The organism is Enterococcus sp. 9E7_DIV0242 (genome assembly GCF_002140975.2).
GTDB lineage: Bacteria > Bacillota > Bacilli > Lactobacillales > Enterococcaceae > Enterococcus_L > Enterococcus_L clewellii.
The window spans coordinates 3,959,932-3,972,845 of the sequence record NZ_CP147247.1 but is presented as its reverse complement, the minus strand read 5'-3'; the positions used below and the strand labels follow the sequence as shown (position 1 = coordinate 3,972,845).

The following is a 12,914-nucleotide window of genomic DNA, read 5'->3' as shown; positions in this document are numbered from 1 at the left end:
ATTAAGCAATAATCCACAAGTCTATTGCACTCTTCAGCTTGTTCTTTTAGAAGTCTAACAGCTTCAACGAACCTTGATAAATTCCAACAGTCCACTTCGCCTTCAATTGATTTTCACCGATAGCTTTCAATGAATCCAAGGGTAAATTGTAGACCGCTTCTTTTGCAAATAACCCTTTTGCCTTTATATCAAACGATCCAGCAGCCTCGTTATTCACCTCATAATTTACCGTCACTGCCGCACTATTCTTGTTAGAAAACGTCAATGTAGCAGTGTTTTTCGCTTCGTCTCTCGTTTTCACACTTACCGTGATATCCGATAATGAAGCAATACCGATATTTTGCGAAATCGTCGTCACATTATCTGTTCGTCCAAACTCATAGACTGCGGCTATTTTCTTATCAGCCAATGCTTGCGGTTTACCATCAACTACTTCCGGATACACCGGAGCACTTTCAGAAACACCTAGATAGATCGGTTGACCATAAGGCAATTTGTCTAATTTATATTCGCCAAGTAATCCGGGAGATGTTGTCTGCGCTAAAATAGTTCCACTTTCATCATAAGCCGTTACTGTTACAGCTTTCAAAAATTCAAGGGTTCCTTTTTTCCCATCCAAGTTCGTATCTGTAAATACTTGACCTGTAATTGCTGCATATTCTTTGATACCAAAGAAAAATTGGTTTGTTTTCTTGAATTGCAATCCTGTCAGGTCATACGCATGCCCAAAGTAATTGACTTTGACAAAACGTGTTGCTGGCAGCTGATCGATCAAATGGCCGAGTTTTCGTAATTTTTCTGTCGATTCATAAATCGTCGCTGCATTTTCTTCACCTAATAAGGAAGCATAATCAATTTTATCAAACTCATTCGCAATTTGCGGCAAGAGCTGTGCCAATAACTTGATATATCGATTATCAGAATTTGTATCGATATCTCCAGTTGAAACCAATTCCGGATGATCCAAAATACCAGTAATATCCTTCCCTTGAATGATATCCAAAATTGCGGAAATCTTGGCTGTATTTTCCAACATTCCTGATAACGTTAAATTAAATGGTGAACGAATCATCACATAAAACCCAGATTCAACATCAGGCATATTGATGATTTCTCCATTTTTTGTTGTTCTCAAATATATCGAATTTGCAATATCAACGTTTCCATTAACAGCATTCAACAATAATGAAGGAAGATCAATAGAAGCCAATTCACCTGACTTCAATACATTAGATAGACGTCTAAGATCTAAAATAATCATTGTTTTTCCATTGACGATTTCCTCATCTGCATTCATCACACCATCCCAGTTGACATCGCCAAATGGCAGGATGTTCAAAGAAGTCGCTCTTCTCAACGATAGCTTTGTCGTATAAACCAATTGTAGTTTTTTATCCACATTGACCTGAACGATTCCCGGAATCCTTTGACCATACGCATCACTTACATTGTTTTCAGATATTGTCGGAGTGTATCCTTCGTTTTGATCATAGCGTAAATAATAGCTGCCTTTTTCAAGCTTGGAAAAGCTGAATATGCCTAATCCGTTGGTTGTAACTGTTCGTAACATATTTCGGCTATTTTGAGCATCCTCCAAATTCTGATAAAGCACTACTTTTTGCTCTGCCAACCCAACTTCCAATTTACTTAACTCTTGTACACCATTTCCATTGATATCATGATATACAGAACCTGTGATTGTATTGTTTGCAGCCGCCTCTGTTTCCAATGTATCTAGACTAACTGCTGTCCCCAATAAACAAACAATCATCACTAACCACTTTTTCATCCCCATGTTTCATCCTCCTAAAAAACAATTATTCAATCTTAAATTTACATTATTTCATCCAAAAAGTCTATCTGAATTTTATGTTTTTTTTCACAAAATTGAAATACCTAATAAAAAAACCTTATTTCTTACTCAACTGACGATTCCTGTTTGTTCGACAGTTAGATAAGAAATAAGGGTATTTATATATTTAGTTTTAACACATGATAGCTGCTCTACAATTACTCTTCGTCTTGATCAACATCTCTTATATAGCAAATTTTCTATAGACTCAAATCGCTTGAGTTCCACGTTCTCTCGTACGAATTCGGACAGCTTCTTCAATAGGGTATACAAATATTTTCCCATCACCGACTTCCTCTGTCTGGCAAATATCCAGAATACGCGCGATAATATCCTCCACTTGCTCATCCTTTACTATGAAACTGACCATCACTTTCGGCAAAAGGGTGGTAATAACTTCTTGTCCACGCACATATTCTTTCAGGCCTTTTTGCTTCCCACAGCCTAAAACCTGCATCACTGTCATGCCGCTGATTTCCACTTCACGATCGATTGCATCCTTTAATTCCTCCAGCATATCTTGCTGAATAATCGCCTCTATTTTTTTCATTGTTTCCCTCTTTTCTGTCTGAGCTTGTCATGAGTGAATACTTCTCTATCACAACGCTCCATTCAATAGTCGTTCTCCAAAAAAGTGCTGTGTTAAGTCCTTTCTACGAATCCAACCCCATAAAGGTCGGGTACGCCGTCTCATCATGCTCGATCCGGTCCATTCCAAGCGCTTCTTCTTTCGGTGTCACCCGAATTGGCATAACTAATTGAATTGCCTTAATGATAATAAAACTTGCCAGACCTGCAAATACGAGTGTAAACAAGATGCTTTCCAACTGAGCAATAAAAAGTTGTGTTTCTCCATAAATCAAGCCTGTCTTACCACCAACAGAAGCATCTGCAAAAACACCCGTCATGATGCCGCCGAATATCCCACCTATACCATGGCAACCAAAAGCATCCAACGCGTCATCGAAGCCAAACCGATGCTTGATAACAGAGATAAAATAGTAGCAAAATGGACTGACTAAAGCACCGATTACCAGTGAACTCCAAAGAGAAACAAAGCCTGCACCAGGTGTAATCGCGACCAGACCGACAACAGCACCGGTACATGCCCCAACAACAGTCGGTTTTCCATTGATCAGCTTTTCAATCAACATCCAAGAAAGCATTGCACTTGCAGCTGCTGTATTTGTGGTCAACAACGCATGAACGGCTAATCCATTTGGTGCTAAGGCTGAACCTGCGTTGAAGCCAAACCAGCCGAACCACAACAAACCCGCACCTAAAACAACAAAAGGAATATTATGCGGACGATACTCTGTTTGTCTATATTCACGTCGTCTGCCCAATACAATTGCTAATACCAAACCGGATATCCCGGAGCTGATATGGACAACATTTCCTCCGGCAAAATCGACGGAGCCAATCGCATCTAAAAATCCGCCCCCCCAAACCATATGAGCCATCGGATAATATACGACGATTGACCAAATAGCGATAAAAAGAAAAATAGCTGAGAAACGCATTCTTCCAACGACAGAGCCAGTAATAATTGCTGTTGTGATCAATGCAAACATCATTTGAAATGCCGCAAACAGCCCTTCTGGAATTCCTTCTCCTTCTGTCATTGAAACATTGTTAAAAAAGAGCTTATCAAAATTCCCAACAAACGATTCCTCTCCACTGAAAGATAAGGAATAGCCTAACCCAATCCATAAAACAGAAGCTAACCCCATTACACAAATGACCATCATCATGGTATTAAGAATATTTTTTCTTCTTTCCAGCCCTCCATAAAAGAATGCCAGTGCAGGAGTCATTAAAAACACCATTGCTGTACAAATAATAATAAATGCTACGCTTGCCATATCCATTGCCCGATCCCTCCAATTTCAATTTATAATCAACCTTCACTTTGATTATGTTAGATATCCTAACATATTTTTTGTATAACCACTAGAGAAAACCATTTATTTTTCAAAATTTTCTGAATTTAATGACTATTCACGTGATATAAACTAACATTCGCATGATTTAAGAAATGAGTTATAGATGTAAAAGCTAAGAAAACTCCTAAAGCAAGACCCTTATATTATAAAAAAACTATCCATCAATCGCTCTATCGGGATTTCTTCACTTTACATTCTTACAAACCCTAATAGTCAAAAGAAGACCTCTGATTAAGCTTCCCTAGCCAATCAAAGATCTCCTTCTATTCATTCGTTGAGTTGTTCACTTGAAGCATGCCTTTTCCTTTGTACCTATGCAAAGTTCACTCTGTATGATAGACCTTATACACTTCCTGTTTTTTTACGCCTCGCACTTTGGCAGCTTCCTTAATTGCCTCTTTTGAAGTCATACCCGTAGCAATCAGCTGATCCACATGTTCGATAATCGAGTCAGGAAATGAGATTGGCTCATTTTCCGGTTGACCACCAGAAATAATCAAGCAGCATTCCCCTTTGATTGTATGCTCTGCAAGATAAGTCACTAGCTCTGCAATCGTACCACGCAAATATTCTTCATGTAGCTTTGTTAATTCTCGACACAGCACAGCCTGTCTTTCTTCCCCATAAATAGGCATCATATTTTTCAGTGTTGCCGCTACTCTATGCGGCGATTCATAAAAAATCTGAGTTGGAGGCAACTGGCTGATTTCTTCAAAAATAGCTTGCTGCTCTTTCGCCTTTCTCGGTAAGAACCCATAAAAGGTAAATGGCTGAGGAAGAATCCCTGATGCAATCAATGCGGTAATCCCGGCTGACGCTCCAGGTAATGCAATCACATCAATGTCACTTTTAATACAAGCAAGAACTAATTCATGTCCGGGATCGCTAATCGAAGGCATCCCTGCATCACTGACCTGTGCAAGCGTTTCGCCATTATTTAGTCGTTCAATCAATTGGGGGATTCGCTCTTTATAATTATGCTCATGGAAGCTGATCTGAGGCGTTTCAATGTCAAAATGCGTCAATAATTTCTTGGTGTTTCGTGTGTCTTCACTAGCAATTAGATCTGCTTCTTTGAGCTGACGAATACAGCGAAATGTCATATCTTCAAGATTCCCTATTGGCGTCGGTACTAAGTATAACTTTCCTTGAATCCCATCTATATAGCTCTTTTGCTTCTGCATCATTACCCTCCTGTTCTATTCCTTCATTACAAACAAAAGAACAGAAGCTGCCTCCAAGAAATAAGTTGAACACCGAAATATATATGAAATAAATTTTGGCTATTCTGCTTTATTTCTTGAAGCACAATGCTTCTGTCCCGATTTTTTACTATTGGTTATCTCGTACGTTCTCCGTAAATAACATCCAGACAAAACGCACATTCCTCGTCATTTTCTCTGCGAGAGCCGTATAAAATATTACATACATGGAAGCCCTCTTCATACAATTTTTCAAGATTCATACGCGATTTTGATAATTCCTGCTTGGAAGAATCCTCAGATTCTTGCGAAAGCTGGTTCAATTCCTGCAGATGTTCTCTTAGTCGCTGATTTTCAATCTCCAATGTTGTATTCTTTTCAACAAGCTCATGAAGTCCTTCTTTCATTTCAGCTAAGCGAAGTAAGGTTTCTCTTAACTCCACTTCCAATGAACTAAAACCGTCATACAGGGATCGTTTATCCATATCAATCACCCTTCTCTGCAGCAGCTTGTTGCATCGCTTCCTTTATTTCTTCGTACTCATATTCGACTGGTGTTTCGCGGCCAAACAAACGAACTCTGACAATCCGACTCAGAAGGTTCAAGCCAATAACCTTTCCTTTGCCATCCGGTGTCACAACCTCTTTTCCATAATCAGGCAGTTCTTTTTTCGCTGCTTCGTATTCATCGTTTTCATATTTCAGACAACACATCAAGCGGCCACATAAGCCGGAAATCTTGATTGGGTTCAACGATAGACCTTGATCCTTTGCCATTTTAATAGAAACGGGAACAAAATCACCTAAGAAAGTAGAACAACAAAGCTGGCGACCACAAGGACCAATTCCACCAAGAATCTTGGCTTCATCTCTTACACCAATCTGGCGTAATTCGATTCTAGTCCTGAATATAGCGGCCAGGTCTTTGACCAATTCACGGAAATCAATGCGTCCATCCGCAGTAAAATAGAAAATCATTTTACTTCTGTCAAAGGTATATTCTACGCGTATCAGCTTCATTTCCAGCTGATGCTCACTGATTTTTTCTTTTGCAGTTGAAAAAGCGGCTGCCGCATCTTCCACGTTCTTCTGTTCTTTTTCTAAATCCTTGGAAGTTGCTTTATTTAAAATCGGTTTTAACTCTTCGGGTAAATCCTCAGGGTCAATAGATTTCTTCGGTATAGCTACAGTCGCAATTTGCTTGGACTGTTGAGACTCTACGAGGACTTTTTCTTCATAGACATACTCTGCCTTACCTGGAGAAAAGTAATATATATGTCCGGCATCTCTAAAACGAACGCCTACTACTTCAACCATTATTATCCTCCTATAGCTAATTTAGGGTGTATCATTCGTATGACAAGTTGTTCGCAAACACTTTGCCAGCTAACATTTGCCTCCCATTTCTGGTAGGCTGTCAGAATTACTTCTACTCGTCCAGCAGTCTTTCTGAGTTCAGACTTCAATCTTCCTTCTGAAACCTGATGTGCAAGCAGCTGACGATAATAAGCCAACAGCAAATCAAACGCTAGTTTCTGCTGATCCTTTTCCTTGAACACCTTCATCATTCTTTTTTGTACATAAATAAACGCTTGAAGGTCATCCTTTTCAAGATAATCAAACCACTGCTTGATGATTTCCCTAGCCTCATTAAACCATTCATCACGCGAGATTTCAACCGCTTTAGTCAAACTATTTGTCAATGCTGCTAAAAGAATCGCTGTTTTCTCACCGATCCCTTCATCTTTTAATAAAGACACCATTTTTTTCCGATCTAATGGCTGAAAATGAAGAACCTGACAGCGTGACTGAATAGTCGGAAGAATCTTCCCAATCGATGCCGTTTCAAGAATTGCAACGACCTTTCCCTCCGGCTCTTCTAAAAATTTTAAAAGACTATTGGCAGCACCAATACTCATTTTTTCTGCTTGTTCAATGATAAACACTTTTTGCTGTGTTTCCATCCCACTTTTACTATACTCCGTTTTCAATTGACGAATCTGATCCACCTTGATCGTTTGCCCATCCGGTCGGACAAACAAAACATCTGGATGTTCATTTTCATTGATACGGGTACAATTGACACAATGATTGCATGGGTTTCCTTCTATTATATCAAGGCAAAAAATACGTTTTGTCAGCCACAAAGCAAAAGCACGCTTTCCGGTACCTGTATCCCCTTCAAAAAGATAAGCATGGGCAATACGACCATGCTCAAAGCTCTTTTGAAGCTGTTTATATAGTAAGGGCTGCTGTTGTTCCAGCTGCTTATACTCTTCCATACTCAATACTGATGGAACCCTTCTACCGGTAGAACAAAGACAGTGGCGCCTCCGACTTCAACTTCTACAGGATAAGGAACCTGACCTTCCATGGTAAGATCCAACGTTACAGGGGCTGAAACATACTGTTTCCGTGATTCGCAAGTCTTTTTGATCAGCTCAAGCGCTTCTTCCACTCGATCATCGTCAATCCCGATAATGAACGTACTATTTCCGGCCTTCAAAAAGCCACCCGTTGAAGATAACTTCGTTGCTCGAATATTTGCATCAATAAACTCATTTGCTAAACGATTGCTGTCTTTGTCTTGAACGATTGCTAGAATAATTTTCATAGGACATCACCTTTCTAGTTTCTGAAATAATTAGGGTAACGCTCAACAATTGCTTTAAAAGTTGCTTCGACAACTGATTCTAAACTCATCCGTGCATCAATCTTTTCAATTCTTTGCGGATTTTCTTCCACTATACGCAAATACTCATGACGTACTCGCTGGTGAAATTCCAACCCTTCAGAGTCTAATCGATCATATTGATTTTTTCTGTGATTTTGGATACGTTGCAAGCCGGTATCTGAATCAACATCCAGGTAAACCGTGAAATCGGGAACCGTCCCTTCTATTGCAAACTCATTGATCTCAGCTATCGGCTTCACTCCAATTTTTCGTCCGGCTCCCTGATAAGCAAGAGAGCTATCTACAAAACGGTCACACAAAACAATGCTGCCTTCCTCAAGTGCAGGAAATACTTTCTCCACTAAATGTTGTCTTCGCGCTGCTGCATAAAGCAACGCCTCTGTTCGTTCATCCATCTCTGTATTTTTTGGATCTAAGATGATCTGACGAATCTTTTCTGCAATCGGAATCCCTCCAGGTTCCCGAGTTTTCACTATTTTCTGCGTTGCTGCAAGTGCCAGTTTAGGATATAGCTCCTCCAATACACTTGTTTTTCCTGCACCATCTGGGCCTTCTATTGTTATAAATAATCCTTGCAAAATATTTCTGCCTCCATACTCTCTTTAACTATCAACTCTCAAAGCTGATTTAATAAGTTTATTTTACTTGAAAAGGGGAGCTCTGTCTAATATACCAATCACAGCTCTCTACGTCCCTCTACTGCTTTTAATAAGGTAACTTCATCCGCATACTCAATATCACTACCAACTGACAAGCCATGTGCTAATCGAGTGACCTTGATTCCCGCCGGTTTGATCAAACGAGACAAGTACATCGCTGTCGCTTCTCCCTCAGTCGTCGCATTCGTTGCAATAATGACCTCCTGAACTTCATCATCATGAAGTCGTTGAATCAATGAAGGGATGTTTATATCCTCTGGACCCGTTCCTTCCATTGGCGAAAGAACACCATGCAGTACATGGTACAACCCGTGATATTCTCTGACCTTCTCCAACGCCATCACATCTTTTGATTCTTCAACAACTAAAATTGTACTACGATCACGCGTCTGGTCTTTACAGATATCGCAAGGGTCTTCCTCTGTAATATTGCCGCAGACACTGCAAAAATGTAAATCTCTCTTCACACTAATCAATGACTTAGCGAAGGTATTGACATCTTCTTCCTTCATATCTATCGTATAAAAAGCTAAACGAGTTGCCGTCTTTTGTCCAATACCGGGTAGCTTCATATAGCTTTCAATCAATCTGGCAATTGGTTCTGGATATTGCATATTTCTCTATACTTCCTTTCGTAACATATAATGGTAACAATATTATTTCAAACCATCTATCAGTCAATTTCTTTTTAGCTACAGTCTCCATTTTAACATATTCCTGTTAACAAAAACAAAAAGCATTAACGGATTTTTCTGTTGATAATGCTTTCATTTTTTCATCTTGCTCTTCTTCATACCAAACCTTCAAAAAAACAGTAATGACCCTGCCAGTCTTTTGCCATTCTTCCATCTCACTTTTAATTGGGATATTTCAACTCGCGTGTATAAAAAGAGCTTGGGCATTTTCTGCCCCAAGCTCATGACTCTCTTATTCTTATTTTAATTGTCTTCGTTTTTAGAATCTTGCGGTTCTTCTTTTAATTCTGTTTCGGTATGGAGAGAAAAACCAAAACCCTTCTGTTCATCACTAAAGCTAAACTGACTCAAGAGAGAGGAATCCTCTGAGTCTTCTTCAACTACTTTTTTTTCTTTCGTAGAAGTTACAGATGCTTCTGCATCAGACAGCTCTGTGGAGGTTTCTTCTACTGATTCTTCTGCTGTATTTGAAGCGGTTGGGTTCTCTAGCTCCAGTTCCACTGAAGCATTTAGCGGTGCATCATCTGCCCCTTTAGTCTTCGTTTCGAAATCAGCATTGCTTGTGCCGCTTGTCGTCACCTGATAGAATAGATCGCCTTTTCGTTTCCTTAAAACAAACAGATAACCACCAAAGAGAAGCACACTCCCAACGGTTAGTAGGGTGCCGCTTGTCAAGCCAGGTGGCAGATAGACAAATTCTACCGTATGGGTCCCGGCTGGAATCTTTACGGTTAAAAAGGCATCCTTGAAACGTGGAATCTCTGCCTGCTTCCCATCTACAGAGACTGTCCAGCCCTGATCATAAGGAATCGTAGTAAACAGCACCTGCTCTTCGTTCGTTACCACCTCAGCCTTTGCTGTACGTCCAGAGACTGTGAAAGCAACGCCCTTTTGCTGAATCGATGAAGCGGCCTCTTCAAACAAGTCAAGATCCAACAAAGCAATATCCGGTGTCAAGAAACTGAATACCGTACTACCTGTTAGCGTTGCTGAAAATTCTACAAGTGTCTCTTCTTCATACATCCCCAAATCGTAGTATTGACCCGTCATGTTGATTCGGGTCTTTTGGCTGGTCCCATTGACCTTCAGCTCAATGTTCGCCGTACCCAGATCATCGTAATTGTAAGGGGCTAAACTAAGATAGGCCTGTTTTCCTGCCGGAATCACAGCTTCCCAAGTGACGATTTTTTTTGAATATTTCTCTTCATCTTTTGCCCGATAGGTAACCAACCCTTCAGATTTTTCCAGCTTTACATTATCCAGCTCGACTAATTCCGGCTCCATAAACGTATAGTACTCAAAATCTTTTTCCGCTAATTGGTTGAACAGAGAGGTCTGACTCCGCACTTTTCCTTCCTCATAGACCTGTTCATTCGTCAATACACCTAGTGGCATCGCGTATGTATTACTATAGAGCGCATACTCGCCGCTTTCCGCCTGTTTAGTAAATCCGAACTTATGCATGTCTTCTTTTGTCAGGTTGTACTTGATTCCTGAAATAACATCCATTAATAAGGTGTTGTTTAGATAATTGATCTGTAGATTCGTTCCCCAGGAACGATAGCCCAGATCATTTAGATAGGACAAGGAATGACGGTTACGAATCGAAGAAAACATGCCAACTCCACTATAGCCATAGGCTAAACTGTCATTTTTTGTAACAGGATCCAAGGTCTCCATTCGATAAAACGAGGCGTTCTCTTCCTTCGTCTGATCGACTAGCGTTTTGATGTCCGAATAAGAACCGTTGTACTTCGCCACCGTTGGATAGGACCACTCCCCTTCAATACCAGAAAAAATACTATAGGCATTGATGCCGCTCTCTATACTAATAACAAGAACAAAGAGCAGGCCTAACCATTTTGTAGGACGCTTCTTCTGTAAGAACAAGAGACCTAAATAACCAAAGCTCAGAACCACTGTCACCCCAAAGGACAACAAGGTCACATAGTGATACGAACCGCTATAGGAACCGACTAATTTGACCCCGGTAAACAGTAAAACGAGCACCAACACGATATTCAATAGCCGATCGATTCCCTGTTTGTCCAGTCGCTCCCAGCCGTAACCGGCTAAGGCAATCACTAGAAAAGAAAAGCCGAAGCTATAACGAAACGGAAACATGTTCGGCGTGTGCAGACCATGCCAGAACAGATTCAACGGCTCCAAGTAGAAGCTGAGAATCAGAACAGCGAATAAACCGCCATAAACCAACTTCTCTCGTTTCGTGGTCTGTTTACTGACAAAGAAATACAGACAGAGGATCAAAGACAGTAACCCAACAAATACAAAAGGGACTGCCCCAAACATCGTCGTATCATAGACCCCTACGAAATTCTTGGCAATCAGGTCCAATGGACCGGTGCCATCGGTCAAGATTGTTTGTACCTTCGACATCGCTTCCCCATTGTTTTTCAAATCCAGAATGGTGGGCAACAACATCGCCATGGATGCCCCACCTGCTAATAAGGAGGTCGTCAGATACATAACGATCGGCTGTTTTCGTTGCCCTTTTTGCAACAATAGTGCTCGTGCACAGAAATAAAGAAACGTAAAGAGCCCGGCCATGAAAGCCATATAGAAGTTGGAAATAAATAACAAGACATAACTAACAAACAACAGTGTTGGTTTTCGTTTCTCCAGGATCCGATGAATCCCCAGGATGATCAATGGCAAATAAATGAAGGTATCTAACCACATCACCATCTCTGAAAAGGCCAAACCAAAGCCCATCAGACTATAGGAAATACTTAGCCCGACATGCCCCCATTTCGGCAGCTTGAAGGTCTCCAAGCTGTAATAACAAAACGCCAAACCGGAACACCCGAATTTAAGCAAGGTTAAGAAATAGAGAAATTCCGGTATCTGCTGGTTATCAAAGAAATACACCAACGGTGTAAACACCCCGCCTAAGTAATAAGAAATAAGCGACCAGTAGTTCAATCCAAATGAAGCATACCAGGTATAGAAGATACTCTCCTCTCCCTTTAACATGGTATTGTAGCTGGCAAAGAAATTGCCCAGCTGGCTAAAGGAATCACTGGCCATGATACTTTTTTCACTACCCGGATAAATCCCAATCAGCCCATACGCAATAACCAATACAATGATCGGTAAGGCAAAGCCTAACACTAACCAACGCCCTTTTTCCTTTATAAACGTGTTTCTTTTTCTATCCATAAGTCTCCCTTTCTCTTTCAATTTTCACCCACGGCTCACAAGCAACCGGCCAAACGACTTAACGAAGTGAGCCAATCGAAGCAAATGGGAAATAACGAAAAACAACGACCCCTTCGATTTGATCCTGCGTAATCAATCCAAAACTGCGGCTGTCATTTGACTTCTCTCGATTATCACCCAAAACAAAATAGTGATCCTCCGGGATTTCTGTCAGACCACTCAAGGCATATTGGACTTCGGAAGCAATCGATACTTTGAGGGTCCCATCCGGCAGATCACTCTGATTTTCGAAGGATCGACCGCTAGTTAGATACAAGGTATTCTCTTCGACCTTCATGTGGTCTCCCGGAAACCCGATCACTCGTTTAACAAATGAGTTTCCCGGTTGGTCCTTTGGCTCAAAAGTAATCAGTTCGTAGCGTTGTACTTTTTTCGTTTTCCTGATGACGATTCGATCACCATCTTTTAAGGTTGGGTCCATCGAAATCCCATCCACGGTGTGCTTTTGGAAAGCAAATAAAAAAAAGAGAAGCCCGGCAAGAAACACCACCATCAGAACATTGACCAGCCATGACTGCGGTTCCTTGGACGCTTGTTTCTGTACGTTTCTCTTTTGTTTGTAGGGTCTATTGCCCGTCCCTTTTTTTCGTTTTCTTCTGTTCCTTTTCTGTTCCATAACGTTACT

At 40.7% G+C, this 12,914-nt stretch carries 12 protein-coding genes; all 12 read right to left on the bottom strand.

Annotated features, from left to right (window positions below; translation table 11 throughout):
- Positions 1-46: 46 nt before the first annotated feature.
- Positions 47-1,795: an SdrD B-like domain-containing protein gene (locus tag A5888_RS18580; protein WP_086348943.1), complete on the bottom strand. Its 1,749-nt coding sequence runs from the start codon at positions 1,793-1,795 to the stop codon at positions 47-49.
- Positions 1,796-2,060: 265 nt separating this feature from the next.
- Positions 2,061-2,402, bottom strand: coding sequence for a P-II family nitrogen regulator (locus A5888_RS18575; protein ID WP_086348942.1), 342 nt, complete (start codon positions 2,400-2,402; stop codon positions 2,061-2,063).
- 103 nt (positions 2,403-2,505) lie between these two features.
- Positions 2,506-3,723: an ammonium transporter gene (locus tag A5888_RS18570; protein ID WP_086348941.1), complete on the bottom strand. Its 1,218-nt coding sequence runs from the start codon at positions 3,721-3,723 to the stop codon at positions 2,506-2,508.
- A gap of 398 nt (positions 3,724-4,121) precedes the next feature.
- Complete coding sequence (gene rsmI, locus A5888_RS18565; protein ID WP_086348940.1) at positions 4,122-4,982, bottom strand: 16S rRNA (cytidine(1402)-2'-O)-methyltransferase; 861 nt, start codon at positions 4,980-4,982, stop codon at positions 4,122-4,124.
- Between the two features lie 155 nt (positions 4,983-5,137).
- On the bottom strand, positions 5,138-5,485 hold the full coding sequence (locus tag A5888_RS18560) for a DNA replication initiation control protein YabA (RefSeq protein ID WP_086348939.1): 348 nt from the start codon (positions 5,483-5,485) through the stop codon (positions 5,138-5,140).
- 1 nt (position 5,486) lies between these two features.
- The gene (locus A5888_RS18555) at positions 5,487-6,317 is read right to left on the bottom strand and encodes a PSP1 domain-containing protein (RefSeq protein ID WP_086348938.1); all 831 of its coding nucleotides are present in this window, start codon (positions 6,315-6,317) and stop codon (positions 5,487-5,489) included.
- Positions 6,318-6,319: 2 nt separating this feature from the next.
- The gene (gene holB / locus A5888_RS18550; protein WP_086348937.1) at positions 6,320-7,282 is read right to left on the bottom strand and encodes a DNA polymerase III subunit delta'; all 963 of its coding nucleotides are present in this window, start codon (positions 7,280-7,282) and stop codon (positions 6,320-6,322) included.
- A gap of 2 nt (positions 7,283-7,284) precedes the next feature.
- The gene (locus A5888_RS18545; RefSeq protein WP_086348936.1) at positions 7,285-7,614 is read right to left on the bottom strand and encodes a cyclic-di-AMP receptor; all 330 of its coding nucleotides are present in this window, start codon (positions 7,612-7,614) and stop codon (positions 7,285-7,287) included.
- A gap of 14 nt (positions 7,615-7,628) precedes the next feature.
- Positions 7,629-8,273: a dTMP kinase gene (gene tmk / locus A5888_RS18540; RefSeq protein WP_086348935.1), complete on the bottom strand. Its 645-nt coding sequence runs from the start codon at positions 8,271-8,273 to the stop codon at positions 7,629-7,631.
- A 98-nt stretch (positions 8,274-8,371) separates the two neighbouring features.
- Positions 8,372-8,968 (bottom strand): recombination mediator RecR, encoded by a 597-nt coding sequence (gene recR / locus A5888_RS18535; RefSeq protein WP_086348934.1) that lies wholly within the window; start codon positions 8,966-8,968, stop codon positions 8,372-8,374.
- 324 nt (positions 8,969-9,292) lie between these two features.
- On the bottom strand, positions 9,293-12,229 hold the full coding sequence (locus A5888_RS18530; protein ID WP_339101776.1) for a YfhO family protein: 2,937 nt from the start codon (positions 12,227-12,229) through the stop codon (positions 9,293-9,295).
- Between the two features lie 58 nt (positions 12,230-12,287).
- The gene (lepB, locus tag A5888_RS18525; RefSeq protein WP_086351141.1) at positions 12,288-12,905 is read right to left on the bottom strand and encodes a signal peptidase I; all 618 of its coding nucleotides are present in this window, start codon (positions 12,903-12,905) and stop codon (positions 12,288-12,290) included.
- Positions 12,906-12,914 lie beyond the last annotated feature (9 nt).